We start from the raw sequence: 25,810 nt of genomic DNA, 5'->3' as shown, positions 1-25,810 counted from the left end.
AACTAATATTATATGAATTCAAGAAATGAAAAAAGCCCCACAATAGCTGTGAGGCTTCCATAAACGTTAAACCGCTTTTTATTAGCTGTTAGCAATTACACTAACATAACGACGGTTTTTAGGTCCTTTAACTTCAAATTTTACTTGTCCGTCAATTAAAGCAAATAAGGTATGGTCACGACCACAACCTACATTAGTGCCTGGGTGGAATTGAGTTCCACGTTGACGTACTAAAATATTACCAGCAAGAACTTCTTGAGAACCATAACGTTTAACACCTAAACGTTTACTCTGGGAATCACGACCATTACGTGATGAACCACCAGCCTTCTTATGTGCCATTGTTCGATACTCCTATTAAGCGATTGCAGTGATCTTCACATCAGTGAACCACTGACGGTGACCTTGTTGTTTACGATAGTGTTTACGACGACGGAATTTAACAATTTTCACTTTATCGCCACGACCGTGCTCAACAATTTCTGCTTTAATTGTTGCACCTTCAACAAACGGAGCACCAACTTTGATGTCTTCACCATTTGCTACCATTAAAACTTTATCGAAAACAACTTCTGCACCTGTTTCGACTTCAATTTTTTCCAAGCGAACGACTTGTCCTTCGCTGACTCGGTGTTGTTTACCACCACTTTGGAAAACTGCGTACATACTTAACTCCGCAATAAAAAGCAGACTATTCCTGATTTAGCATATATGTCTGCATTGATTAATCTTATAGGGCGTGAATTTTACGCAAAATTTATCCTTGTTGCAAGCAGTCTTTACTAAAAGATCGCAAAAAGTTACAAAAAAGATCAGCAAGATATCGTTTTAGCGTTACAATACGGATAAATCATTATTTCTTAGTTAATTTATTGTAATTCTATGCTGAGTACTAAAACAACCAATAATAAAACTCGCTATCATGCTTCAATTATTAATCGTTTGTCGCTATTAATGTGTTTTTTAGGCACCATTGCGTTAATTGCGTTATCGCTATCTATTCAAGTCGCTAATGATACCAAAGGTAGCGCTTATATGATTAATCAATTAGGGCTAATTCGTATGAAAAGTTATCAACTTTTATCAATGGTTCCCCTTAATAAACACGATAATGACCATTTAAATATTTTTAGTGAAATAACGTCGTCAAAGCAACAATTAGCTCTTTTTGAACGTTATGATTTAATAGATGAATTCAATGAGTTACATAATAAATGGCGTACTGAAATTGCAATAAAAATTGCACAAGCCAAAAACATCGATGAGATAAAAACGGATATCGATCAATTTGTTATCAAAACCAATTATTTAGTACATAAGATCGATCAGAAGACCGAAAACCAGATTCATTATATATCTCGCTTGCAACAATTATTTATTATCATTATTGTGGTCTTTCTTATTGCTCAGATTTACTATTTGCGTCGTTATCTTCTCGCCCCTTGGCGCAAACTGATTAATATGGCTCAGGCTATTTCAAAACACAATTTTAGTGAACGTTTTCCGCTACGTTCCAGAAAAAATGAATTCGATTTGTTAGGGTTAGCGTTAAATAACATGTCTGATCAAATCGAATCTCAATATTTAATCCTTGAAGAACGGGTGGCTGAAAAAACGGCTGAATTGCAACAAACCAATAACATCATCTCATTTCAATATCACGCCACCAAACAGCTCCATACATCAAAGCCATTATGTGAACGTTTTTTAATGATTTTACGTCAATTAGAAGAACTTGTACCACTCACTCAATTTCAAATCCGATTTTATGAATCGGAAAACCCTGAACATTACCAACAAATTAGTTATGACAATGAGCAGAAATTACCTTTCTGCCAAAATCCGCATTGCTGTGCTTGTTTAACCGAATCAAAACATTCTCAACAACATGGATTTCAACGTTATTGGTATCTTCAAGACAATGGCGAAAAATATGGCATTTTATTTGCCATTCAACCGACAGATGTTACCCTTAGCGACGAGCAGGAAAACTTAATAACAGGACTTATCGAGCAGATGTCCACGGCGATGATGCTCGATCGACAAATAGAGCAACAAAAGCAGTATTTATTAATGAAAGAGCGATCAGCAATGGCAAGAGAGTTGCATGATTCAATTGCGCAATCATTATCCTGTTTAAAAATACATCTTAGCTGTCTACAAATGCAATCTGATTTGACATCACAAAGTAGTATTGAATTATTAGCAACAATGCGAAAAGAGGTCAATATCACCTATTCTCAGTTACGTGAATTAATTACCTCTTTTCGTTTGCGGCTCAATCAAACAGGTTTTTATGCTAGCTTAATGGAGATGATTGAAGAGTTTAATCAAAAACTAAAATTTAACATCCAACTTGAATATCAATTACCGCTCAATATCATTAAAAGCAAACATGCTTTTCATTTACTACAATTTATTCGAGAAGCGCTAAACAATGTGTACAAACACGCACAAGCATCACACGTTATCATTGCGTTAACCATTGATGATAATCAGATTATCACGGTCAGTGTTAGCGATAATGGTATTGGTTTTCAAACTGATGTTAAGCAGGATAATCATTATGGTATGGTGATTATGCGAGACAGAGCAGAAATCCTAAATGGTAATCTAACAATTAATACTGAGCCACAAAAAGGCACGCAAGTTATGGTAATATTTAAAGCCAATAAGACCATTCCATTTACGATAATAGAAGAGTAACCCATGGAACAGATAAAAAGTTCGATACTAATTATTGACGATCACCCTATGCTTAGAAATGGTGTAAAACAATTAATCAATACCGTTAGCCATTTTGAAGTAATTGGTGAAACGGGGTCTGGAACGGAAGGGATAAAACTCGCTGAAAAGCTCGATCCCGATATGATCTTACTGGATATCAATATTCAAAATGTTAGTGGGTTAGAAATACTACGTTATTTACGGGAAAAAAATATCTCAAGTCGCATCATTATGTTCACGGTATCGGATGCCAAAGAAGATATTATTACCGCACTCAAAAGTGGAGCGGATGGTTACCTGTTAAAGGATATGGAGCCAGAAGATTTTATTAAAGCGCTAAAAGATATTGCGGAAGGTAAAATCATTATGGATGAAGCAATTTCGCATATTATTCTTCACTATATGCGACACAGCGGCGAACCAACAACCAAACAAATTCACGATATAAACTTATTAACACCTCGAGAACATGAAATATTTAATCTGCTAGTGCAAGGACTTTCGAATAAACGTATTGCCAAAGATCTGGATATTGTTGAAAGTACCGTAAAAGTGCATGTAAAAAGTATCTTTAAAAAATTAAATTTTAAATCACGCATGGAAATGACCGTATGGTATTTACAGAGCAAAGAGTAATGCATCAATTAAAGATAATTGATTATACTTAACTCGATCGAAAAGTTTAAAAGCTGTCATCCCTTAAATTATGATGATATAAGGCAGTATACGTTTAGATAACAGGCAAGACCATTATGCTGTAAAGTAATAGACTTGCCTGTTTAAAATTAATGATTTGAAAACCAATTAAGTTTTTCTCGTAATGCAACAACAGGTCCGATGATAATCAAACTTGGACTACATGCTTGCAAAGCGATTTTAGCTAACTCACCAAGCAAACCTGTTACCACTTTTTGTTTGGTACTGGTACCTTCCTCAACAATGGCGACGGGCGTATTAGCATCCATACCGTGTTTGATTAATTGTTGACTAATATTTTCAGCTTGAGACAGCCCCATATAGAACACTAAGGTCTGCTTTTCAGCCGCTAAACTTTGCCAATCAAGATGACTACCATCTTTTAAATGCCCGGTAATTAAACGAATACTATGCGCATAATCTCGATGTGTTAAAGGGATACCACTGTATGCAGAACACCCCGATGCAGCAGTGATTCCCGGTACAACTGAAAATGGAATATCAGCATTATACAACGTTTCCAGCTCTTCGCCCCCTCGCCCAAAAATAAACGGATCGCCCCCTTTTAGACGGACAACTCGTAACCCTTTTTGCGCTTGTTCTAACAAAATTTGATTAATCTGTTCCTGTGGCACGCAGTGATACCCTGCCCGTTTGCCAACAAATATACGCTGAGCATCCCGCCTGACAAGATTCATAATTTCATCCGAAACCAATCGATCATACACAATAATATCGGCTTGTTGGATTTGCTGTAATCCTTTCAAAGTCAGTAAGCCTGCATCACCGGGACCGGCGCCCACTAAAACCACTTCACCACGATGATCCAGTGATAAATTAAATAACTCGTTGGTTAGTGTTTCAACTTGTTCAGAATCATTATTGGCAATGGCTTGTGCCAATCTATCATGAGTAAACAGCTTTTCCCAAAATCGACGGCGTTCTGTGAGCGTTTTATAGGTTTGCTTAGCTTTATTTCGTAAATAACCCGCATATTGCGCTAATTTACCTAAGTGCTGAGGCAATATTGATTCTAGTTTTTCTCGTAATAGACGAGCTAAAACCGGCGCATGCCCTGCTGATGACACAGCAACCATAATTGGTGAACGATCAATAATCGAAGGCATAATAAAACTAGCATCTTTCGGCGAATCGACAACATTGCAAAAGATACGGCGATTTTCAGCCTCGATACTGACGGTTTGATTGGTTTTAGGACAATCGGTCGCTGCAATGACTAACCATTTATTATCAAGCAGTTGTTCATTAAATTCCCCTTGCTGTAATATCAACTGGTTTTGCGCTTGCCAACATAAAAATTGCTCATTAAATTCAAGTGCGTTAACCGTTAACTTTGCACCTGCTTCGAGTAATAGCCGAGCTTTTCGTTCAGCGATTTCACCACCCCCGACTAACAGACAATCCCGATTTTCTAACTTACAAAATAGTGGAAAATAATCCATAAAACCTCAATATATATCCTTTTTAATTCAGCCAAGATTATGGTCGTTCAGTTTTTGGTGTCGAATACCAGTATCCCAAGCCCATAAAAACAACGCCAGAAACAAGGTTACCTAACGATACCCAAAGTAAATTATGACCAATTCCACATAGGGTATAAGCATCACTATGATGACCAAACCATGAAAGTGAAAATAACGTCATATTCGCCACCGAATGCTCATAACCACAGGCAATAAATGCTAGCAAACACCACCAAATCGCAATAAATTTAGCTGAACCTTCAACACGATTTGCCATCCAAATAGCTAAACAAACTAGCCAGTTACATAAAATACCACGAAAAAACAGCGCACTAGCCGATGCGGTCGTTTTGGCTAATGCTGCACTATGCACTAAACTGGTATCGGTTGATAATAATGGGGTAGCAGCATAAAAATATAAAGCAGCGACAAAAATAGACCCCAATAAATTGGCTAACCACGTTTGAGGTAATGCTAGCCACATCTGTGTATGCGTAATTTTCTTACATTTTACGCCAAACGTTAAAAACATTGTGTGACCAGTAAAAAGCTCAGATCCTGCAATCACAACTAACGTTAAGGCAATACCAAATGTCGCCCCCATGACTAAAGGTCTTAACGATGGATCAAGTAAATTACCTAAAGTGAAGATCAAAATAATACCAAGACCAACATAAGCGCCGGCCATAGCAGAACTTAACCAAAACCCTATCGGGTTAGTTTTGGCTAAACGTACAATACGTGCTGCATTGGCAGCACATTTATTAATTGTATCGGTATACATAACTATCTAAACCTTTAAAATTGTTTTAACTCGATGATTTAACTTCAACAAAACCATCTGTATTGACTCTTACTTCATAATGCGCAATTGAATAGTCGGCATCATCAATGCAATAACCATCTTTTAAACGAAAACGCTGTTTTTTTAATGGGCTTGCAACATACAAGTCATTTTCATGCTGTCCAATAATACCTCGAGATAAGACACTGGCTTGTGCAAAAGGATCGATATTACTGATTGCATAAATTTCATCGGAATCATAAGGACGAAATACTGCAACATGTTCATGACCGACAAGTGCACACACGCCTGTTTCCGGTAAAATGTCATCGAGTTGACAAACTGTTATCCATTGACTCATATTATTGCTCTCCTAACATTGCTTGACGTTCTTCGGCTGTCGCAGGTCGATGCTGATCACGTTCAGGAATAAATTTGACATTTTCATCACGCAAATTACTGTTAATAAAGTGAGTAAATCGTTGTTGGTTTTCAGGATGTTCAACCGTTTCTTTCCACTCACACACCACCAATTTACGCAGACGAGTCATTTCACTTTCCAACTCATCATTAATACCTAACTTATTGTCGATAATTACACTACGCAAATAGTCAATCCCGCCTTCCAGATTTTCAAGCCATACCGAAGTGCGTTGTAATTTATCAGCGGTACGGATATAAAACATAATAAAGCGATCAAGATATTGAATTAATGTCTGTCTATCGAGATCAGCAGCAAGCAAATCAGCATGACGAGGTTTCATCCCGCCATTACCACATACGTAAAGATTCCAACCTTTTTCAGTTGCAATAACGCCAATATCTTTACCTTGTGCTTCCGCACATTCACGTGTACAACCCGATACACCTAATTTGAATTTATGTGGAGCCCGAATCCCTTTATAACGATTTTCCAGTTCAACACCCAGACCAATACTATCCCCAACACCAAAACGACACCACGTACTCCCCACACAGGTTTTAGCCATTCGTAAGGCTTTTGCATACGCATAGCCACTCTCAAAGCCAGCATCAATTAACTCTTTCCAAATAGCGGGTAGATCATCTTTTTGCGCACCGAAAAGACCGATACGTTGTGAGCCGGTAATTTTTGAATAAAGTTGATATTTTTTGGCAATTTGCCCCACCGCAATCAAGCCTTCTGGCGTAATTTCACCTCCGGCACTACGCGGAATAACCGAATATGTTCCATTTTTTTGGATATTACCAAGAAAGATATCGTTACTATCTTGCAACGGAACTAAATCTTGTTTGAGAATATAATCGTTCCAACATGAAGCCAATAAAGAGGCGATCGTCGGTTTACACACCTCACATCCATAACCCGTACCATGTTTTTTGATCACTTCATTAAATGAAGTTAATCCTTCAACACGAATTAAATGATATAATTCTTGGCGTGAATATTTAAAATGTTCACATAAAGCATGGCTGACTTCGATACCTTGTTTAGCTAATTCTGAGTTTAAGAGCTGAGTCACCAATGGAATACAACCACCACAACCTGTACCGGCTTTGGTTTCTGCCTTGATTGCCGCTACAGTATGACAACCTGCGTGAATCGCATTAATGATTTTTGCTTTTGTCACATCGAAACATGAGCAAATTTGTGCAGTATCCGGTAAAGCTTCGACGCCCATTGTGGGTTTAGCCCCAGCATGAGCTGGTAAAATTAAGGTGTCCGGATGCTCAGGAAGATCCATCTCATTTAACATCAATTGTAATAAATTACTGTAATCAGCCGTATCACCCACCAATACAGCACCTAATAATTTTTTATTATCTGACGAAACGACCAATTTTTTATAAACCGGTACATTTTCATCTAAATAGACATAGCTACGGCTAGCGGGTGTTTTTCCTTTGGCATCCCCTATACTACCGACATCAACGCCCATTAACTTTAATTTAGCGCTCATATCAGCGCCTTCAAATTGCATTGGCTCACCCATTAAGTGCGCTAAGGCAACTTGTGCCATCTTATAGCCCGGAGCAACCAAACCAAATACTTTACCTTGCCAACAAGCACACTCACCAATAGCGTAAATATCAGGATCAGATGTCTGACAATGGTTATTCACCACAATGCCACCACGTTGACCAATCTCAAGTTGACATGCTTTAGCAAGTTGATCATTCGGGCGAATACCTGTTGAAAATACGATAAAATCAACTTCCAGCGACGAACCATCAGCAAATTGCATCTTTTTACCTAACGGCGTATGAATAATTTCTTGGGTATTTTTACTGGTATGAACTCCAACGCCCATCTCTTCAATTTTTCGGCGTAACTGATCTCCCCCCATGGTATCAAGTTGTTCAGCCATCAATACTGGCGCAAATTCGACGACATGCGTTTGTATTCCTAAGTTTTTCAGCGCACCGGCAGCTTCAAGCCCTAACAACCCCCCACCGACAACAGCACCTGATTTACACTGTTTTGCACATTCACGAATGGCATCAAGATCTTCAATGGTTCGGTAAACAAAACAATCTGCACCATCTGAACCTTTAATAGGTGGTACCCACGCATAAGATCCGGTAGCAATAATCAATTTATCATAGTAAACAATTCGCCCTGTGTGTGAGTGAACTTCTTTACGTTGACGATTAATCAATATTGCTCGCTCATTCAGTAATACTTGAATGTTATTTTCTTCATATAGCCCTTCACGAACTAAAGAAAGCGCTTCAGCAGTGTGGTCAGAAAAATAGGAAGAAAGGTGAACACGGTCATATGCAAGGCGAGGTTCTTCACAAAAGATGGTAATATTGAACAGATCAGACTGCATTTTATCGATAACTTCTTCAATAAAACGATGTCCAACCATCCCATTACCGATGATAACGAGATTGGTTTTACTCATAATAAAGCTCCAATTTTATTTTAATTCAATTATTTAATTTATAGCTGTGTTCCATTTTATGTTACTTTGCTCAGATTATAATTATCCTCAAGGATTACCACTTTAGTAGTAATAAGGATAACTATTTTTAAAACAAAGCATTATAAAATATTTAACGTCAATTAAATTTAGGATCCCTACCCTGATAGGCTTTAACCTTTAATATCCAATCACCCTTGGTTAAATAATGTTGCTAATCAAAATTTAAATAGTATAATTAGCCGACTAAATAAATTGAGTAATGATAATTGAATTACAAGTCAAGAAAGCTTCCGTCTCGTGAAACGTTAGCACGAGCACAAAGATTTAATGATGATATTGTTGATGTTTCAGGCGTTGATCTGGTCTTAAGCTTGATCACCACGGCTGACTTAATCCGTTCAAACATTTACGCACAACTGACTAAAGATTATGATGTTTCGGAAGGTAAGTTTGCATTATTAATGTCACTCTTTTCGGAAGGTGAAACCTGTGCCAGTGATTTGGCATTACGCATAGGTGTTACCCCTGCTACCGTGTCAGTTATGGTTAAGCGAATGCTAGCTGCAACTCCACCATTAATCACCATGTCTAAAAGTGGTGAAGATGGTCGCTCTCGACTTATCTCATTGACTGAAGTTGGCGAAAAATTAATTCAAGAAGCATTACCTAATCACCTAAAATCGATTCGTGCTTTTGCCGAAGTTTTAAACTCGCAAGAACAAGAGTCTTTAATATTGATGTTACGTAAACTTTTACGAAAATAACTGACTTTAAGCTTACTTAAAGTCTATTTTATTTATCTAAATACTTAGCTGACTAATTAAATGGAAAATAAGCTATATATGAAAAAAAATATCAAAATCCCTGTTATATTTTTGGTTATCCTAACAGTTGCCTCTTTTTTAATCTTTTTAGGTTCTCGAAATGATGCCGTCACCGTGGCTAAAAGCATTAAATCTGGCGTATTAACCGCAGATGAGATTAATATTGCCTTTCAAAATGTGAGCGGAAAAGTCATCAAACGATTTGTCGAAGAATCACAATTTGTAAAAAAAGGGGATCCGTTAATGCAATTAGAAGATGTCGATACTAAGTTAGCTATCGATCGTCTACAAGCGCAGGTTGACAGCCAAAAAGCGGCAGTTGCTCAAGAACAAGCTGCCATTGCGATCACCGAAAACGAAACAAATTTAACCGAATTATCCACTTGGCGTAAAATTGAAGAAGTGAAAGCAAATTTAGAAGCCGCTAAATCAGCTCACAATTTAGCTCAAATGGAGTTTGATCGTCAAACTCAATTACGTAAAACAGGGGGAAACTCGCAATCGCAACTTGATACCGCCCGTAATGCCTTTACGGTTGCGAAAATGCAAGTTGTTCAGATTCAAAGCCAATTATCCACCTTAATGATTGGTGCAACACCCGAACAAATTAATCAATTTGAGCAAACTCGAAATGCAACAGGTATGACAATACAATCTGTTACTATTGCCCGACAAAAACTTCAAAATCGACAAAATCAGTTAGCTCAGCTCCAAGCACAACTTGCACAAGGTGAAGCTGACTTAAAACAGCTACATATCAATTATCAACGATTAACATTAACGGCTCCTGAAGATGGCAAAGTATTAAAAATCATGTTTGAAGATGGTGAATTAGCTCCGACAGGCGCACCAGCAGTGTTATTAGAGACCGATCGTAAATACATTGATATTTATGTAAACGAAAAAATGGTTAATGACTACCAACCGGGCACAACGGTTAAAGCCAATGTTATCGCCCTTGATAAAGAGATAAAAGGTAAAGTTCGTTTTGCAACCGCAGCACCTTCTTTTGCGGATTTACGTATGACACGTGAACGTGGTCAAGCTGATTTAACCTCTTATCAGGTCAGAATATATATGGAATCTATTCCAAAACTTTTAACCGGTATGACAATCGAGGTTGATCAATGATGCAAAACATCATTAAATCTATGCTTGAAGAACTTGACGCAATGTTGTCAGGTCACTTCATTCCATATTATAAAGTTGCAATAGGATTAGCAGCCATTGTTGCGCTAATCTTTTCCATTGTGTTAAGTCATGGTGCCGTTTTTGAAGGTAAGATTGCGGTTATTGATCTTGATGGTTCACACTATTCAACGGAATTAATCAGTAAAGTCAATACTTCGCCTTATATCGAAGTATCCGAAGTCATCCGATCACCGGTGAATCCTATCACTTTAGTTTCGCACGATCGCAATTTAGGGGTACTTTATATTCCTAAAGGATTAGAGAAAAGTCTTAAAAAAGGTGACCAAACTGTTCGTTTAGGGTATTTTGCCGATGATACCAATGATGCACAAAATGCCAAAGTGTTACAAAGCTTAAATGAATATATTCCTGAGTTAGGGGCTGAACTTAGCGTTGGTAAAGTGTCTGCATTAGGTTTAGGACATGAAGGGACAGAAGCCACCTTATCGCCAATGCAACTTAAAACGCGCTATATGTTCAATCCAGCTAGCTCTTCCACTATATCGACAATTATCTATTTTGTTTACTTCTTTTCGTCACTGACGTATGGATTAACTTCTTTAATGATTGTCGGTCGTTTAAAAGTCACTGGCATGTGGAATACAGTTTTAGAAAGAGGCTTTGTTGCACTATTAGCAAGAACAGTCCCTTATGCATTATTTTATACGACCGGATTAACATTAATAACCGCCGTATTAGTGATCTTTGGACAATTACGTTTTGATGGTAACTATTTTATTTTTATACCAAGCATTTTCATGACTGGACTTGCGTTTGGTTGGTTAGGTTTTTTACTTTCCTGGAAAACCAATAATCCAGGTGAAGGTGCAAGCAAAATGATTTTCTTAGTGCCACCGGGATTTATTATGGGTGGATCAACCATGGCGGTCGGGATTATGCCACTTTGGACTTACTATGTTAGTCATGCATTTCCTTTAGTCTGGCTATTTCGATTCTTCCGAGATATCGCCATGCGAGGACGTTCACTGATTGATATGCTATCTACCTATGGCACTTTCATTATTTATTTAACTGTCATTGCGTTTGTGGTGATGATCGTTTTTGAACGAACGCAAAAATCCATTGCACAACCCAAAACCGACCTAAGCTAACTCGTTAATAAAGTTATTGAAACTCTCATTGGGTTTCAATAACGACTTTCACTGTATTAAACTTTGGACTCAACGTCATTTCTTTTTTATTGATAAAATTTCTAAATATTTCGGTCAAATTATCCAATTTGTGATCTTCATCACTTCATTAAACGAAATACACGTTATTTTTTTGATGATTTAAGTATTTTTCATTATCCATTCAAGTTTGCTAATTAACTGAATAACAATACAATATTATTTTTAAGTTATTATTACTCCCCTTACCCTTTCTTTCACTTCCTTTCAAATGAAAAGGTTTTCACGTTTTTACAACCAAAATCGGTTTTGTGACTCACCTATCATTTTTCGATCCTTTGCATATGTTTAAATTGAATAACAGAATGAAAGCAAAACAAGTAATTATGTTATGAATGATTTAATAATGAATACATTGCAACGTCGAGAAAAAATTATTTATTTACTCGGTAAAGAAAATACCGTTTCAGTCAATAAATTAAGTAAGCTTTTTAAAGTTTCAACTGTCACCATTCGTAATGATCTTCGCCATTTAGAACAAAAAGGTTGTGTATTGCGTTCCTATGGCGGTGCTATGCTAAATAAAGCTTTCGCTTTTGATAGACCTTTACAAGATAAAAGTCGTATTAACTCTACCATTAAAAATAAGATAGCCCAAAAAGCGGCAGAAATGGTTAAAGATGGTGATCGCATTATTCTCGATTCAGAGTCAACAACTGCGGCCATGGTGCCTTACCTGCGTGAAAAACAAAATCTCATTGTTTTTACCAATGCAATTAATATTGCCTACGATTTATCAATCAATACTGACATTGAAGTCATCATTGCTGGCGGTAATATTCGAAAAAAAGCCTTTTCTATTTCGGGACCAACCGTAGAACAACAACTTAAAATGTATCATTTTAATAAACTTTTTTTAGGTGTTGATGGCTTTGACCTTAGCGCAGGTATCACAACCCCCAATTTTGGCGAAGCATCGGTTAATCGAGTCATGTGTCAAGTTTCAGGTCAAATCATTGCGATAACGGATTCAAGTAAATTTGGACGTAAAAGCTTTTGTATGATTGAAAAAATCAATCCTATTGAAACGCTGATTACAGATTCAAACATTCCAAAAGAATATTTAACGCAATTACACACATTAGGCATTAATGTGGTTATTGCCAATCTATAAACTTTTCTCTTTTTTTATTTTTATGACTTAACGAACAGGATCACTATTATGCAACAATACTTAAATTATTCGAAAGAGTGGTTAGAACAACACGGCGCAATTCATACAGCTAAAGAAATTTGTCAACAACCTAAAATTTGGCGTGATTTGCTTCAATTACTTTCCCAAAGACAACCTCAAATAGAAGCCTTTCTAACCCCTTTACTGGCTGATCCGAATTTAGTTATTATCCTTACCGGTGCGGGATCTTCTGCTTTTGGCGGTGTCGCCCTTGCACCATGGCTAAGAGAACAGACTAAACGCAATGTTTATGCTTATGGCACTACTGAAATTGTTGCTGATCCATTACAATATTTATCTGCCCATAAAAAAACATTAATTGTTTCGTTTGCTCGTTCTGGCAACAGCCCTGAAAGCGTTGCAACCGTAAAATTAGCCGATCAAATCGTTTCAGATTGCTATCACCTATTTTTAACCTGTAATCCCAATTGTGCATTAACCGATTATGCTAACCATAAAAATAATGCTCAGCGTATATTTCAATTAGTCCTGCCAGAAGGAACGCATGATCTTGGGTTTGCGATGACATCGAGTATTAGTAGCATGATATTAGCCACACTGCTGCTTTTAGGCGGTATCGATACTCATGATGCAAATGATGCAGTCATGAAAATTGCCACTATTTGTGAGCAACAACTTTTAAATTGGCAAACCATCACAAAACAATTAGCCAAAAAAAATCATGAACGAGTAATTTATGTTGGTAGTAGTTGCTTCACTGGCACCGCTCAAGAAGCCGCATTAAAAATTTTAGAACTCACTGCCGGTAAAATTGCAACCCGATTTGATTCAATATTAGGTTTACGCCATGGCCCTAAATTTATGATTAATGAAAAAAGTTTAGTGGTATGTTTCTTTTCTAACGATGCTTATATCCACCAATACGATATCGATTTATTTAATGAGTTAGAACACGATCGTATCGCAACAGATGTACTTGCTTTGAGCGGTCAGCAGAGCACGCATAAACAAATATTGTCGGTTGATTGTCATCTTTCCGATTGTTGGTTGATTTTTCCTTACTTAGTTTTTGCTCAAATGTTAGCGTTTGAAAAATCACTGAGTGTTGGATTAACCCCTGACAATCCTTGTCCTACCGGTGAAGTGAATCGAGTTGTAAAAGGTGTGACCATTTATCCATTTCATCAAATTTAAGTCATCAATCCGATTAAACCTTTAAATAAAAGGATAAAAAAATATGAGTACTCCCAATATTCTTATGACACGTATTGATAACCGCTTAGTTCATGGTCAAGTCGGTGTGACTTGGGTGAATGCGCTTGGCGCTAATCTTTTATTAGTTGCCAATGACAGCGCTGCGCAAGATCCGGTACAACAAAATCTGATGGATATGGTTATTGCAGAAGGAATTCAAACGCGTTATTTCACCTTGCAAAAAACTATCGACATTATTGGCAAAGCCGCTGAACGTCAAAAAATCTTTATTGTTTGTAAAACACCACAAGATGTTCTAACTCTAATTAAGGGTGGCGTACCCATTAAATTTGTCAATGTTGGTAATATGCACTTTTATGAAGGGAAAAAACAGATCCATAAAACGGTATCCGTTGATGACAATGATATCGCTGCTTTTAAAGAGCTGGAAAAGTTAGGCGTCACTTGCGAAGTTCGCCGTGTACCAGACGAATCTGGCGAAAAAATAGCAGATTTACTCAATCTATCATCATAGCAAGAGGGGCAAATTATGTTAATGGATGCTTTATTGATAGGACTACTAGCCGGTATTGCTGGCGTAGACTTATATGACGGACTTACGCATTTACACAGACCAATCGTAATTGGACCGTTAGTTGGGTTGATTTTGGGTGATGTAAAAACAGGTTTATATGTGGGTGGTTCATTAGAACTGGTCTGGATGGGCATGGTTCCACTCGCCGGCGCACAACCTCCAAATGTTGTTATAGGCGGCGTGATTGGTACCAGTTTTGCAATTTTAACACATACTGAACCTAAAGTTGCCATTGGGATAGCGGTTCCCTTTGCCATAGCGGTACAAGGTTGTATTACCCTTTTATTTACATTCTATTCGCCAATGATGCACAAATGTGATCGCTATGTTGATCAGCTCAATTTTAAAGGTATTGAGTGGGTGAACTATCTGGGGATGATAATTCTATTTTGTTTCTATTTCATTGTCGCATTTTTACCTATCTATTTTGGTGCTGATGCAGCAACCGCGTTAGTTGAAAAATCACCTAAATGGTTATTAGATGGGCTTAGTGTCGCGGGCGGAATGATGCCAGCAATTGGTTTTGCAATGCTAATGAAAATTATGATGAAGAAAACGTATGTTGCTTACTTTATTTTAGGTTTTCTGGGGGTGACCTATCTTAATTTACCTATTTTAGCCATTGCGTTAGGTGCTTTAGCCATTGCAATGATTGATTTCTATAATTATAGCCGTGATAACAATGACAGTAACAAGTCTGTAAGCGCAACTTCAGTGGAGGTAGAGGATGGAATTTAATGATGATCATGACCAAAAAATGGCAGATAAAGAAGAAAAACGTATGGCACAAGCACTCGCCACAAGTAAAGTCTCGGCAGATACGTTTACCGACCAAAGCCAAGATGTCACACTATCTAAAGGTGATATAAACCGAATGGCGTTTCGCTCATTGGCGTTGCAAGCATCATTTAATTACGAACGGATGCAAGCTGGCGGTTGGCTTTTTACCGTATTACCTGCATTGCGTAAAATTCATAAAAATAAGGATGATCTAAAAAATTCTATGCACATGCATATGGAATTTATCAATGTTCATCCTTTCGATGCGACCTTTTTATCTGGATTAGTCTTAGCCATGGAAAAAGGAAAAGAAAACATATCGACTATTCGGGCGGTAAAAGTTGCCTTAATGGGGCCATTAGGCGGAATCGGTGATGCGCTATTTTGGCTCACCTTATTACCAATCTGCGCAGGGATTGGCGCCTCATTAGCTTTAGAAGGAAGTCTGTTTGGTCCGATCATTTTCTTGTTAATGTTCAATTTAGTCCATTTCGGTCTACGTTTTGGACTTGCTCATTACGGTTATCATGCAGGAACCAGTGCGTTACCTTTATTAAAATCCCATACTAAGCGTATTTCACACGCAGCCTCCATTGTCGGTATGACCGTTATTGGTGCACTGGTTGCCTCTTACGTGCATTTTTCAACGCCGTTAGAAATTAATGCGGGTCAAGCGCATATTGCGTTACAAGCGGATGTGCTCGATAAACTTATGCCGAATTTGTTACCACTTGGATTTACATTAACTATTTATTACTTGATGAAACGTAACTTTTCACCCGTTAAATTAATTGGGTTAACGGTGATTATTGGTGTGGTCGGCAAATTAGTGGGAATTTTATAGAGGAAATTTATGTTAGGCGTAATATTAACAGGTCATGGTAGCTTTGCTACCGGACTTTTTGAAGCAGCAACACAAATCATTGGTGAACAAACACAATTTAATGCCGTTAATTTTCCTGATGGCATGAGTAGCGAACAATTAGCAGAACAGTTAAATACGGCATTAAAACAGTGTGATCGTGGTCAAGGTGTGATATGTTTGACAGATATTGTTGGTGGTTCGCCTTTTCGACTAGCCGCCATGTTGAGTTATCAATATAATAATATTGAAGTGATAAGTGGGACTAATCTGCCATTATTACTTGAAATATTATTACAGCGAGAGGATCTGGACTTAGCAACAATTCGTCAAGAAACCATTGAAAATGGGCAAAGAGCGATAACGAGCTTATGGCACGAGCACCAAAAAAAATCACCTAAAAATGAGGAGTGTTCTGATGGAATTTAAGCAAATCCACGCCAAACAAGTGTTAACACCGGTTGGCTGGCTTGATAATGTCATTGTCACCATTCAAAACGGAATCATCACGGATATCACACCGAATGATAAACCGTGTCCTAATCAAATCAAACTATTACCGGCACTGATTGATACGCATATTCATGGTGTCATGGGCGCCGATACCATGGATGCGACCCATGAATCACTCAATACCATGAGCAATTTTTTAGCCCAACATGGGGTAGGTGCTTTTTTGGCAACGACGGTGACAGAAAGCCATGACAAAATCGAAGCCGCATTACGACAAGTTAAAAACAGCATTCAGCAAGGCGTAACAGGCGCAACTTTGTTAGGTTCTTATCTGGAAGGTCCTTTTTTTAATGCTATTCATAAAGGTGCCCACCCAGAAGCATTACTGCAAGCCCCCGATCGCGCTACAATTGAAAAATGGCTAACCTTAGCCGAAGGAACATTAAAGTGTATCGCTTTAGCGCCCGAGTATCCCAATGCTTTAGCCATTATCAAATGGTTACGTCATCAAAATATTCGGGTCATGATTGGGCATACCAATGCAGATTATCAAACAACAAAAGCCGCACTTTTAGCAGGCGCAAGTGGTGTAGTGCATTGCTATAATGGCATGTCAGGATTACATCATCGTAACCCAGGTGTAGTGGGTGCAGCTCTCAGCATAGATCATTGCCAAACCGAAATCATTGTTGATGGTCACCATGTACACCCTGCCGCAGTTGCAATTGCCCATAAGTGTTGTGGAGAAAATTTACTTTTAATCACCGATGCTATGCGCGCAACGGGTATGCCTAATGGTGACTATTATTTAGGTCAGTTGCGAGTGCATATGAAAGATAATGTTGTTCGCACCGATGATGGAAACTTGGCAGGTAGCACATTAACTCTTGATTGTGCAGTTAATAATTTGGCAAACTTTACTAATACTTCTTTTGATAAGGCTTGGCTACATGGTAGTTATTACCCAGCCAAAGCATTAGGCATAGACAACACATTGGGTAGCATTGCGCCAGATAAAATCGCTAATTTGGTTGTTCTTAATGAACAAAATCAATTGATTGCAACTTTAGTCAAAGGCAATATCGTTTATCAATCTAATCAATTCAACGAACAATATATCACTCACCCCAAACAAGTTTAATAAATATGGAAAATGCCTGAATAATAACTCATCATTAATAGCAATTGAGTTTTGATTTAAGCAAATTAGGAGATCAGATGAAAAAAATAATATCAAAGGGAATCATAGCATTAACAACTGTTTTATCTTTCAATGTACCAGCTATAGAAACAGTGAACGATTTTACATTAGAACAAGTTGTTGTTTTTAGTCGCCATGGTTTGCGAGCACCATTAGCTAGCCCTAATAGTACGTTGGGTAAAGTCACGCCCAATCAATGGCCGCAATGGGATACCCCAGCGAGTTATTTAACGACTCGTGGTGGGGCATTAGAAAGCTATTTTGGTCACTATTTCAGTGAATGGTTAGTCGATAACAAATTATTAAATCAAGATCGTTGTCCAAACGACCAAGATGTTTATATTTATACCAATAGTTTGCAACGCACAATTGCCACCGGACAGTTTTTTGCGGTTGGTGCTTTTCCGGGTTGTCTTGTGCCAATTATCCATAAAGAAAAGCTTGGCAGCATGGATCCGCTATTTTTTCCTGTCATTGATGATAATAGTTCAGCCTTTAAACAGGCCGCAATCAATTCAATTAACCAAACTGCCGATACCAAAGGCATTGAAGGGCTGAATGAAAAACTGGGTAAAGCGTATCAAGACATGTCGACTATCCTAAATTACCCTAATTCAACCAATTGTATTACACATAAACAGTGTGATTTTGCACATTTACCCACCGAGCTTATTATTGAAAAAGGCAAGGAACCTGGCATAACAGGCGCACTTCGCACGGGAACATCCATTGCTGATGCTTTTATCTTACAATATTATGAAGGATCGCCTTTACATGATATTGCTTGGGGGCAAATAAAGGATAAACAACAATTCGAACAATTAGTTGCGATCAAAGAGCACTACAATAGCGTTTTATTTGGATCGCCCGTTGTGGCAAAACAAGTGTCAGCAAAATTAGTTAATTATATTAATCACGCTTTTTCAGAAAATGAAGTACATCCTAAATTTACGCTGTTAGTGGGACATGATTCCAATGTAGCCTCCCTACTTTCAACAATTAAAATTAAGCATTACACGTTACCAGAGCAGTTTGAAACCACCCCTATTGGTGGGAAAATTGTCTTTCAAAAATGGCGTAATAATCACAATGGCGAAGCATTGATGAAAATTGAATATTTTTATCAATCCACCGACCAGATCCGTGACTTAGTACAATTAAACCGTCAAAACCCACCTCATAAAGTCGTATTAGAAATGGAAAATTGTCCTATTAATGCTAATGGATTTTGTTCATTTTCAACGTTTAAACAAGTGCTGAATCATCTCATCCAATAGCATTAATTTTATCGCTCGTGTGCTTAAAAAGTCACTTAAGCACACTCTATCAAATCCTAAAACATAACGATGTATTTTGATGTTAGCCGTGGCTCACTCATTTCGTAAAAATAAAATGAGTTCACCATTATAACTATAAAATCACTTTTTAGTGACAATACATACCCCCCATTATTAACTGACAGTAAGTGACTGCCAGTGTAATAAATTAACGCTCATTTCAAGTTAATTACCCATACTTTTCTATTATAATTTTCCTGCACTTCCACAAATGCGAATTTTTTCTTCCACAATTTTCGCCATAGCTAATTTAGCTGGTTGCATATAATGTCTTGGATCGTTAGCATCAGGGTGATGATTAAAATCTAGCTTTAACGCATCTGAAAAAGCAATTTTTAATTCCGTTGCCACATTCACTTTACAAATGCCTAAGGAAATCGATTTTTTTACCATCACTTCAGGGATACCCGATGCGCCATGTAATACCAGTGGAATATCAACTTTATCGCGTATTTTGGCTAATCGTTCAAAATCAAGTTTAGGTTCACCTTTATAGAGCCCATGAGCTGAACCAATGGCAACAGCTAGCGAATCGATACCTGTGCGCTCGACATACGCTTTGGCGGCATCCGGATCTGTAAATGCACTCTCTTTATCTTCAACAATTAAATCATCTTCTTGCCCACCAAGCCTGCCTAATTCGGCTTCAACACTTGCATTATATTGATGACTAAATTCAACCATTTTTTTCACAATTTCAATATTTTCTTCATAGGGATGATGTGACGCATCAATCATAATCGAGCGAATACCCGCTTCAATTTTTTCTTTAATATCACTGATGTTTTCGTGGTGATCCAAATGTAACGCAAATGGAAAGCGCAGCATTTGTGCTGCAGTTTTGCAAATATTAATTAAGTAGGGTGTGCCTGCATATTGATAAGTTGACGGTGTTGCTGCGAGTATAACCGGTGATTCCATTTTTTTAGCTGTATCAACCACAACTTGAATGGTTTCCAGATTGTGTATATTAAACGCAGGTACGGCATATTTTTCACGTTGTGCTTTTTTTAACATCTCTTGACTAGAAATAAGATACATAAGTCACTCCTAATTAACCTTATATTTTTAGATAATTTTTGTAATTTTCACTTGTTGATAATAGTGGTCGTAATGACGCATATTCACAAACCCTGTCTGTGATTCCATGGCATTGAGCATTCCCATCGTCATAGCTCGAGCTAACATCACTTCAATCGATTCATTTTCATGCAAGCTGACTGCCAGCCCAGCTAAAGTAATATCTCCTGAACCCACCGGATTAATGACCTTAATTTGGGGAATTGAAGCTTGATAATATTGATGATGGCAACGCGCAAACGCTCCATTTTTCCCTAATGAGATAACAATAATCGGAATGTCACTTAATAACGGATGGTTGAGTGCTTGGATTAATGAATGGGTATCATCCGCATCAATCTTCATCTCAATGATTTGTTGTAATTCTTCTTTATTTGGCTTGATTAAATAAGGTTTGTGTTTTGAAATCAGTGTTGCATAGAGCATTTTGCCTGATGAATCTAACAACACCGGAATTTGACGTTTTTCAGCTTGTTCAATTAATTTAACATAAAAATCGATGGGAAAACCTTGAGGCAATGACCCCGATATTGTAATGATTTTGGCTTGCTCAAGCATGGTTTCATAATGGTTCAGAAATTGTTCAACATCATTACTGTCCAACTCTGGGCCTGACTCTAAAATTTCGGTTTGATTGCCTTCATGCAAAATAGCAATGCAGTTTCTTGACTCCTGTTTAGTTATATAAAAGCAATAAGCAATGTTATCTTTGTCTAACTGCTTTTTAATGTATTCACCAGTTGTTCCACCAATAATGCCAGAGGCTAAAACAGGTATACCAGAAAATTTTATACCTCGGGTCACGTTAAGCCCTTTACCACCAGCTGTCTTTTTTACATTCGATACCCGATTAATATCATCAATAATTAATTTATTTAAAGGGTATGCGATATCCACTGAAGGATTCATTGTAATCGTTAATATCATATTCTCACCTACATGTTAATGCTTTGTGAGAAATAACCATTGAGCAACCGTAATCTTTAAACTAACACCTATTTTCAACTGGTTAAAAAAGACTTAAACCGTATTGATGAAAATAACGTTTTTCGCTCCACTCAATTGTCTTAAAAAAGTAGTACACCATGACCAGAAAAATATCTCAAACCGCTATTAAATTGACGCCTTGCTGCTCAAATTCTTGTCGACACCTATCATCAATACCCGAATCCGTAATGATAGTGTCTAATTTATTGAGCGGTAACACGATGTTGATTCCATTGCGTCCAAATTTAGATGAATCTAAAACTGCGACGACTTTTTTAGCGGCATTTGCCATAATATTACTAATGGTGTAACCTTCATTAAACGTTGTTATTCCTCGTTTTGCATCGATTCCATCTGCGCCGACAAATAAAATATCAGCAGAGATGCCGTCTAACGATTGCTCAGCAATTTTTCCATGAAAAGAGCGAGTCTTGTGTCTGAGTGTTCCGCCACATATAAATAACATAATGTCACTATTGTCGGAGAGAATAAAAGCAGAGGTAAGACTATTGGTAATGACAGTGATATGCTTTAATTTAACCAGTTCTTCAGCTATCAACATCGTGGTGCTACCACTATCTAAAATAATAATATCGCCTTCTTTAACATGTTTAACTGCTTCAATTGCAATGCGTTTTTTAGCTTCAATAAATCGCTGATAACGTTCTTCTAATTGCAATTCTTTAAATGATTTGATGTCATCATTGTCAATAATTTTGGTTGCACCACCATGAAATCGGCTTAGCACGCCTTGTTTTTCTAATAATCTAAGGTCTGTTCTAATGGTCACTTCAGAAACTCCATACTGTTCTGACAGATCACTGACCAATACCGTACCTTTCATATTAAGAATATTTATAATTTGTTGGCGTCTTTCACTTGCGTTCATAATATTTCCTTTTTCGAAATCTTTTCAGCAGTGTATAACAAACAAAATCAAAAGATAAGTTTTCATTTTCAATGATTGACGTTAATCAATAGTTAATTGCAGTTGAGCAATATTTTTCCATTCATGGCTCGCCCATTTAAATTGGTAACTTGCTCAATAAACGAATCAAAATCACGGATACCAGCAACCAGTTCATCCAGTTTTATTTTTCCTTCTACAAAAAATTGGCTTACCAGTTGCCACTCTTTGCCTGGCCATGGCGCAGAATAATTCATCCAACTACCTAAAATTTGTAATTCTTTTCGTAAAATTAAACTAAATATTTTTTCTGAAAGCGTCAGATCATTATGTAAAGTGCCAACCAAACCAATTTGAGCTCGTGGACCAGCAATCTCAATGGCGAGTTTAACGGTAATCGGTGATCCAGCCGTTTCTAATACCAACTGATCAAACCGATTGATTGATAATGCTTGATAAATTTCATCTGCTGTAAGGTCTTTTGAGTTATAGACCTGATCTGCGCCTAAGCGTTTAGCTAGCAAAAGGCGATCGTCATTAATATCAAGAACAGTTACCGTGTTGGCACCCATTGCTTTTGCGCATTGCATAGCAAGCAATCCAATTGTACCGCCGCCTACAATGACCACGTTTTTATCTTGGCAACCACCAGCTAATAAAATGGCATGCATTCCCACTGTCATTGGTTCGAAAAAAGCCCCTTGAAGTGGTGTAACGCCTTTTGGCAATTTAAAGGCATTTTTTTTATTTAATAAAATATACTCAGCAAATCCCCCCGTTATTCTTGAGCCAACAAAGGTATAGTGCTTACAAAGTGAGTAATAATGTTTTTTACACTCATCACAAGCAAAACATGGCAATAAAGGGGCACATGAGATTAAATCACCTATTTCAAATTCGGTCACACCGCTACCTAATTCTGTCACAACACCACTAAATTCATGCCCCAGTGTAATAGGGTAAAAATGTGCGCCATGATGAAATATTCGAGGTATATCCGAGCCACACAATCCCGAATAAGCGACTTTAACTAAAATCTGATCCGGTGAGATTATTTTGGGTACTGGAATATCCTTTATAGATAACGTACCTCCTTCATTGACTAGAATCACTTTCATTTTATGTTCCTTTTTAAATAATCAATTTTGTTAATGCATGCTTTCACTGACATTTCAGTGAAAGCATAGAAATCAACTTCATTTCAATAACTTATTGCTTTGTGTTTATCGCCTCTATTTATTTAATTTTGCCCAGTTGCAACTTGATATTTTCGAGCTCGTTTCCATGTTAAAAATAGGCAGAAAAGATAGAAAATTCCAATAGCGATAAATCCAATAGGTTGTTTCAAATTGACTAGTTGAACCATGATATAAGTAATAGGCGATCCACCTTGATCCATAGCACCGACTGAAATACCGGTATCGGAATTGATCGTACCTGCATTGAGGGCTAATTGGGTCGTAAGTGGAATCATTTGTGTAGCAATCCATAGTGTGATAGCAATGATGATGGAACCGGAAAGAATAATTCTAAATAAATTACCTTGGTGAATCGCTACCCCCATCGCAATGAAGAAGCCAATCGTTGCTAAATCCCCAAAGGGTAAGACCTCATTACCCGGTAATATAATGGCGATAAAAATACTTAAAGGAATAAAAATTAAACTAGCCGAAACAACGGTTGAATGTCCTAATAATAGAGCAGGATCTAAACCGATAAGAAAATCTTGCCCACCAAATTTAGATTGTAAATGTTTACGTGCCTGTTTAGATATTGGTGTTAAGCCATCCATAATCGGTTTAATTACGCGTGGCATCAATAACATTACTGCGGCTGTTTGAATAGCAAGTTGTAATGTCTCTTTAACGCCATATCCGGCTAATATTCCTAACAAGATCCCCATAAATAATCCAACAGTGACCGGTTCACCAAACGCGCCAAATCTTTTTTGCATGTCAACGGCGTTAAAGTTAATCTTATTAATAACAGGTATTTTCTCAATCACAGCATCAACAAATACCGCAATTGGTCCACAATAAGCAGATGTGCCATGCGGAACAGCAATGCCTTCAAGTTCAAAAAACTCTTTAGTATCTTTGGCAAACCAATCCCCTAGCTTATAAGCAATAATGGCATGGACAATTACACCTGCGATACCTAACCAGTAGGATCCAGATGCGATATAAACCAGTGCACCAGTAAAGGTCATATGCCAAATATTCCAAATATCAACATTAACAACTCGAGTGAGTTTAGAAACCAACATCACAATATTGACGGCTATAGCAATAGGAATTGCAACTAAAGCAATTTGTGATGCCCATGTCATCGGCGCAGCGCCGGGCCAACCAACATCAATAACATTCAAACTGATATCAAATCTTTCTGCCATGGCTTTTGCTGCTGGTCCAACTGAACTTGTGAGCAACCCCACAACCAAACCGATTCCAACAAAACCGATGCCTATATGAATACCAGCTTTTAAGGCATCACCCACTTTCATTCTTAACACTAATGAAAAGAGAATAATCACAATCGGCAACATGACTGAAGGGCCAAGATCCAAAATGTACTGCATAATTTCGGTAAACATATACTTATCCTTTTAGAATCGACAATATTTTATCTTTTAGCTGATCAATCCCTACCCCCGAAACAAAAGGCATACCGTGTACAATCGGGATATCACCAAAAGTTTGATCCATTCTGGCTGTAGTACAGATCAAATCGACATCATCAATAAAAGTATTAATTTCATTAATACGACACTGAACAAGATCTAACTTAATATTATTTTCTTTGCAGAGTTCTTTTATCTCTTCTGCAGCCAAAGTTGATGTTGCAACTGCACCACCACACGCAACAATAATCTTTTTTTTCATAATGCCTCCTAAACAACTTCCTAATTAAATATCACGTTATTAAATCGCTCAGCTATCTGATCTTGCTGTGCATTTAATAAGAAGTGATAGAACTCTTTATCTTGTAAATTTGAAAATAATGCTTTTAAAAGCGTGAGTTGATCTTCCGGTGAAGTCACGACCAGTGAAATGATTAATGAAACTTCTACAATACTGTCTTCATCTGCTCGATTAAACGCAACAGGTGATAGTGTTCGAACAATAAAGATAGCCGGCGATATAGCATGCTCTGCTTCACAATGAGGAATGGCAACCGCATAACCATCAAGCGCAATACCCGTTGGAAATGTTTTTTCCCTTTCTATCAATGCTTCTAAATGACTTTTTTTGGCAATCCCTTTTTGTTGTAGTTGTTCACTAATATAAGTAAGCGCTTCTTGTTCATTGTTAAATCGAAGATCATCTTCGATAAAGAGCTGACATTTGTTCATCTTTGATCACCCTTATTGCCTTTCTTCATTTTTTTAATAATGCTTTCGAAATCAAAAGTTATAATGAAAGATTATTTTCTTTCGAAATTAAAAGCAAATGACAATTATTATTTTTGTGATCG

The 25,810-nt window shown here is 37.4% G+C and carries 26 protein-coding genes; 13 read left to right on the top strand and 13 right to left on the bottom strand.

The annotated features are described in order from the left end of the window. Positions 1-81: 81 nt before the first annotated feature. Entirely contained in the window at positions 82-342 is a 261-nt protein-coding gene (gene rpmA, locus ACGH4F_RS01010; protein ID WP_025314437.1) for a 50S ribosomal protein L27, read from the bottom strand. A 15-nt stretch (positions 343-357) separates the two neighbouring features. Continuing rightward, positions 358-666 (bottom strand): 50S ribosomal protein L21, encoded by a 309-nt coding sequence (gene rplU / locus ACGH4F_RS01005; RefSeq protein ID WP_025314436.1) that lies wholly within the window; start codon positions 664-666, stop codon positions 358-360. Positions 667-882: 216 nt separating this feature from the next. On the opposite strand from rplU, the gene narX reads away from it, so the two are divergent. Together narX and narL are read left to right on the top strand one after the other, a co-directional pair. Continuing rightward, complete coding sequence (gene narX, locus ACGH4F_RS01000; protein ID WP_411589644.1) at positions 883-2,706, top strand: nitrate/nitrite two-component system sensor histidine kinase NarX; 1,824 nt, start codon at positions 883-885, stop codon at positions 2,704-2,706. A 3-nt stretch (positions 2,707-2,709) separates the two neighbouring features. Beyond that, positions 2,710-3,363 (top strand): two-component system response regulator NarL, encoded by a 654-nt coding sequence (gene narL / locus ACGH4F_RS00995; protein WP_411589642.1) that lies wholly within the window; start codon positions 2,710-2,712, stop codon positions 3,361-3,363. A 149-nt stretch (positions 3,364-3,512) separates the two neighbouring features. Here narL and cysG read toward each other — a convergent pair whose 3' ends face one another. From cysG to nirB, 4 genes are read right to left on the bottom strand one after another with little or no spacing between them, the layout of a single operon-like run. Further along, a complete protein-coding gene (gene cysG / locus ACGH4F_RS00990; protein WP_411589641.1) occupies positions 3,513-4,886 on the bottom strand; it encodes a siroheme synthase CysG in 1,374 nt (457 codons plus the stop codon). Between the two features lie 37 nt (positions 4,887-4,923). Continuing rightward, positions 4,924-5,691, bottom strand: a complete 768-nt coding sequence (gene nirC, locus ACGH4F_RS00985) for a nitrite transporter NirC (protein WP_411589640.1) — start codon at positions 5,689-5,691, stop codon at positions 4,924-4,926. Positions 5,692-5,716: 25 nt separating this feature from the next. Beyond that, positions 5,717-6,052 carry a nitrite reductase small subunit NirD gene (gene nirD / locus ACGH4F_RS00980; protein ID WP_267350354.1) on the bottom strand — a complete coding sequence of 112 codons (336 nt, stop codon included), beginning with the start codon at positions 6,050-6,052 and terminating at the stop codon, positions 5,717-5,719. A gap of 1 nt (position 6,053) precedes the next feature. Beyond that, on the bottom strand, positions 6,054-8,579 hold the full coding sequence (nirB, locus tag ACGH4F_RS00975) for a nitrite reductase large subunit NirB (protein ID WP_411589639.1): 2,526 nt from the start codon (positions 8,577-8,579) through the stop codon (positions 6,054-6,056). 287 nt (positions 8,580-8,866) lie between these two features. On the opposite strand from nirB, the gene ACGH4F_RS00970 reads away from it, so the two are divergent. The 11 genes from ACGH4F_RS00970 (at position 8,867) to agp (ending at position 19,302) form a co-directional block, all read left to right on the top strand. Beyond that, positions 8,867-9,364: a MarR family winged helix-turn-helix transcriptional regulator gene (locus ACGH4F_RS00970; protein ID WP_220216370.1), complete on the top strand. Its 498-nt coding sequence runs from the start codon at positions 8,867-8,869 to the stop codon at positions 9,362-9,364. A 78-nt stretch (positions 9,365-9,442) separates the two neighbouring features. Then, a complete protein-coding gene (locus ACGH4F_RS00965; RefSeq protein ID WP_411589638.1) occupies positions 9,443-10,555 on the top strand; it encodes an HlyD family secretion protein in 1,113 nt (370 codons plus the stop codon). Next, positions 10,552-11,727: an ABC transporter permease gene (locus tag ACGH4F_RS00960; protein ID WP_411589636.1), complete on the top strand. Its 1,176-nt coding sequence runs from the start codon at positions 10,552-10,554 to the stop codon at positions 11,725-11,727. Before ACGH4F_RS00965 ends, ACGH4F_RS00960 begins: the two co-directional genes overlap by 4 nt. A gap of 421 nt (positions 11,728-12,148) precedes the next feature. After that, positions 12,149-12,919 carry a transcriptional repressor AgaR gene (gene agaR, locus ACGH4F_RS00955; protein WP_411589702.1) on the top strand — a complete coding sequence of 257 codons (771 nt, stop codon included), beginning with the start codon at positions 12,149-12,151 and terminating at the stop codon, positions 12,917-12,919. A gap of 48 nt (positions 12,920-12,967) precedes the next feature. Then, positions 12,968-14,134, top strand: a complete 1,167-nt coding sequence (locus ACGH4F_RS00950) for an SIS domain-containing protein (protein ID WP_411589634.1) — start codon at positions 12,968-12,970, stop codon at positions 14,132-14,134. A gap of 43 nt (positions 14,135-14,177) precedes the next feature. Continuing rightward, complete coding sequence (gene agaV, locus ACGH4F_RS00945; protein ID WP_411589632.1) at positions 14,178-14,669, top strand: PTS N-acetylgalactosamine transporter subunit IIB; 492 nt, start codon at positions 14,178-14,180, stop codon at positions 14,667-14,669. Positions 14,670-14,684: 15 nt separating this feature from the next. Beyond that, on the top strand, positions 14,685-15,467 hold the full coding sequence (agaW, locus tag ACGH4F_RS00940) for a PTS N-acetylgalactosamine transporter subunit IIC (RefSeq protein WP_411589630.1): 783 nt from the start codon (positions 14,685-14,687) through the stop codon (positions 15,465-15,467). Beyond that, positions 15,457-16,353 carry a PTS system mannose/fructose/sorbose family transporter subunit IID gene (locus ACGH4F_RS00935; RefSeq protein WP_411589628.1) on the top strand — a complete coding sequence of 299 codons (897 nt, stop codon included), beginning with the start codon at positions 15,457-15,459 and terminating at the stop codon, positions 16,351-16,353. Before agaW ends, ACGH4F_RS00935 begins: the two co-directional genes overlap by 11 nt. Before the next feature lie 9 nt (positions 16,354-16,362). Beyond that, the gene (agaF, locus tag ACGH4F_RS00930; protein ID WP_220216362.1) at positions 16,363-16,800 is read left to right on the top strand and encodes a PTS galactosamine/N-acetylgalactosamine transporter subunit IIA; all 438 of its coding nucleotides are present in this window, start codon (positions 16,363-16,365) and stop codon (positions 16,798-16,800) included. Further along, a complete protein-coding gene (gene nagA, locus ACGH4F_RS00925; protein WP_411589626.1) occupies positions 16,790-17,965 on the top strand; it encodes an N-acetylglucosamine-6-phosphate deacetylase in 1,176 nt (391 codons plus the stop codon). The genes agaF and nagA overlap by 11 nt, the downstream gene beginning before the upstream one ends. Positions 17,966-18,042: 77 nt before the next feature. Then, positions 18,043-19,302 (top strand): bifunctional glucose-1-phosphatase/inositol phosphatase, encoded by a 1,260-nt coding sequence (gene agp / locus ACGH4F_RS00920; RefSeq protein WP_411589624.1) that lies wholly within the window; start codon positions 18,043-18,045, stop codon positions 19,300-19,302. A gap of 246 nt (positions 19,303-19,548) precedes the next feature. On the opposite strand, the gene ACGH4F_RS00915 is transcribed toward agp, so the two are convergent. The 7 genes from ACGH4F_RS00915 to gatA all read right to left on the bottom strand — a co-directional run bounded on the left by ACGH4F_RS00915 (position 19,549) and on the right by gatA (position 25,688). Beyond that, positions 19,549-20,403 carry a tagatose bisphosphate family class II aldolase gene (locus tag ACGH4F_RS00915; protein ID WP_220216359.1) on the bottom strand — a complete coding sequence of 285 codons (855 nt, stop codon included), beginning with the start codon at positions 20,401-20,403 and terminating at the stop codon, positions 19,549-19,551. Between the two features lie 27 nt (positions 20,404-20,430). Then, positions 20,431-21,369, bottom strand: coding sequence for a hexose kinase (locus tag ACGH4F_RS00910; protein ID WP_411589622.1), 939 nt, complete (start codon positions 21,367-21,369; stop codon positions 20,431-20,433). A gap of 175 nt (positions 21,370-21,544) precedes the next feature. Further along, entirely contained in the window at positions 21,545-22,318 is a 774-nt protein-coding gene (locus ACGH4F_RS00905; RefSeq protein ID WP_411589620.1) for a DeoR/GlpR family DNA-binding transcription regulator, read from the bottom strand. A gap of 92 nt (positions 22,319-22,410) precedes the next feature. After that, positions 22,411-23,454 (bottom strand): alcohol dehydrogenase catalytic domain-containing protein, encoded by a 1,044-nt coding sequence (locus ACGH4F_RS00900; protein WP_411589618.1) that lies wholly within the window; start codon positions 23,452-23,454, stop codon positions 22,411-22,413. Positions 23,455-23,576: 122 nt separating this feature from the next. Further along, positions 23,577-24,929 carry a PTS galactitol transporter subunit IIC gene (locus ACGH4F_RS00895; protein WP_411589617.1) on the bottom strand — a complete coding sequence of 451 codons (1,353 nt, stop codon included), beginning with the start codon at positions 24,927-24,929 and terminating at the stop codon, positions 23,577-23,579. A 4-nt stretch (positions 24,930-24,933) separates the two neighbouring features. Further along, entirely contained in the window at positions 24,934-25,218 is a 285-nt protein-coding gene (gene gatB, locus ACGH4F_RS00890) for a PTS galactitol transporter subunit IIB (protein WP_220216354.1), read from the bottom strand. Positions 25,219-25,238: 20 nt separating this feature from the next. After that, positions 25,239-25,688 (bottom strand): PTS galactitol transporter subunit IIA, encoded by a 450-nt coding sequence (gene gatA / locus ACGH4F_RS00885; protein WP_411589615.1) that lies wholly within the window; start codon positions 25,686-25,688, stop codon positions 25,239-25,241. Between the last annotated feature and the right edge of the window lie 122 nt (positions 25,689-25,810).

This window comes from Gilliamella sp. CG35 (assembly GCF_046635745.1).
Taxonomy (GTDB): Bacteria; Pseudomonadota; Gammaproteobacteria; order Enterobacterales; family Orbaceae; genus Gilliamella; species Gilliamella apicola_I.
This window is presented reverse-complemented; position numbering and strand designations above follow the sequence as displayed.

What these genes read in the sequence shown, in the direction of transcription:
- rpmA (WP_025314437.1), bottom strand. Translation starts at nt 342, where the DNA reads ATGGCACATAAGAAGGCTGGTGGTTCATCACGTAATGGTCGTGATTCC.
- rplU (WP_025314436.1), bottom strand. Translation starts at nt 666, where the DNA reads ATGTACGCAGTTTTCCAAAGTGGTGGTAAACAACACCGAGTCAGCGAA.
- narX (WP_411589644.1), top strand. Translation starts at nt 883, where the DNA reads ATGCTGAGTACTAAAACAACCAATAATAAAACTCGCTATCATGCTTCA.
- narL (WP_411589642.1), top strand. Translation starts at nt 2,710, where the DNA reads ATGGAACAGATAAAAAGTTCGATACTAATTATTGACGATCACCCTATG.
- cysG (WP_411589641.1), bottom strand. Translation starts at nt 4,886, where the DNA reads ATGGATTATTTTCCACTATTTTGTAAGTTAGAAAATCGGGATTGTCTG.
- nirC (WP_411589640.1), bottom strand. Translation starts at nt 5,691, where the DNA reads ATGTATACCGATACAATTAATAAATGTGCTGCCAATGCAGCACGTATT.
- nirD (WP_267350354.1), bottom strand. Translation starts at nt 6,052, where the DNA reads ATGAGTCAATGGATAACAGTTTGTCAACTCGATGACATTTTACCGGAA.
- nirB (WP_411589639.1), bottom strand. Translation starts at nt 8,579, where the DNA reads ATGAGTAAAACCAATCTCGTTATCATCGGTAATGGGATGGTTGGACAT.
- ACGH4F_RS00965 (WP_411589638.1), top strand. Translation starts at nt 9,443, where the DNA reads ATGAAAAAAAATATCAAAATCCCTGTTATATTTTTGGTTATCCTAACA.
- ACGH4F_RS00960 (WP_411589636.1), top strand. Translation starts at nt 10,552, where the DNA reads ATGATGCAAAACATCATTAAATCTATGCTTGAAGAACTTGACGCAATG.
- ACGH4F_RS00950 (WP_411589634.1), top strand. Translation starts at nt 12,968, where the DNA reads ATGCAACAATACTTAAATTATTCGAAAGAGTGGTTAGAACAACACGGC.
- agaV (WP_411589632.1), top strand. Translation starts at nt 14,178, where the DNA reads ATGAGTACTCCCAATATTCTTATGACACGTATTGATAACCGCTTAGTT.
- agaW (WP_411589630.1), top strand. Translation starts at nt 14,685, where the DNA reads ATGTTAATGGATGCTTTATTGATAGGACTACTAGCCGGTATTGCTGGC.
- ACGH4F_RS00935 (WP_411589628.1), top strand. Translation starts at nt 15,457, where the DNA reads ATGGAATTTAATGATGATCATGACCAAAAAATGGCAGATAAAGAAGAA.
- agaF (WP_220216362.1), top strand. Translation starts at nt 16,363, where the DNA reads ATGTTAGGCGTAATATTAACAGGTCATGGTAGCTTTGCTACCGGACTT.
- nagA (WP_411589626.1), top strand. Translation starts at nt 16,790, where the DNA reads ATGGAATTTAAGCAAATCCACGCCAAACAAGTGTTAACACCGGTTGGC.
- agp (WP_411589624.1), top strand. Translation starts at nt 18,043, where the DNA reads ATGAAAAAAATAATATCAAAGGGAATCATAGCATTAACAACTGTTTTA.
- ACGH4F_RS00915 (WP_220216359.1), bottom strand. Translation starts at nt 20,403, where the DNA reads ATGTATCTTATTTCTAGTCAAGAGATGTTAAAAAAAGCACAACGTGAA.
- ACGH4F_RS00910 (WP_411589622.1), bottom strand. Translation starts at nt 21,369, where the DNA reads ATGATATTAACGATTACAATGAATCCTTCAGTGGATATCGCATACCCT.
- ACGH4F_RS00905 (WP_411589620.1), bottom strand. Translation starts at nt 22,318, where the DNA reads ATGAACGCAAGTGAAAGACGCCAACAAATTATAAATATTCTTAATATG.
- ACGH4F_RS00900 (WP_411589618.1), bottom strand. Translation starts at nt 23,454, where the DNA reads ATGAAAGTGATTCTAGTCAATGAAGGAGGTACGTTATCTATAAAGGAT.
- ACGH4F_RS00895 (WP_411589617.1), bottom strand. Translation starts at nt 24,929, where the DNA reads ATGTTTACCGAAATTATGCAGTACATTTTGGATCTTGGCCCTTCAGTC.
- gatB (WP_220216354.1), bottom strand. Translation starts at nt 25,218, where the DNA reads ATGAAAAAAAAGATTATTGTTGCGTGTGGTGGTGCAGTTGCAACATCA.
- gatA (WP_411589615.1), bottom strand. Translation starts at nt 25,688, where the DNA reads ATGAACAAATGTCAGCTCTTTATCGAAGATGATCTTCGATTTAACAAT.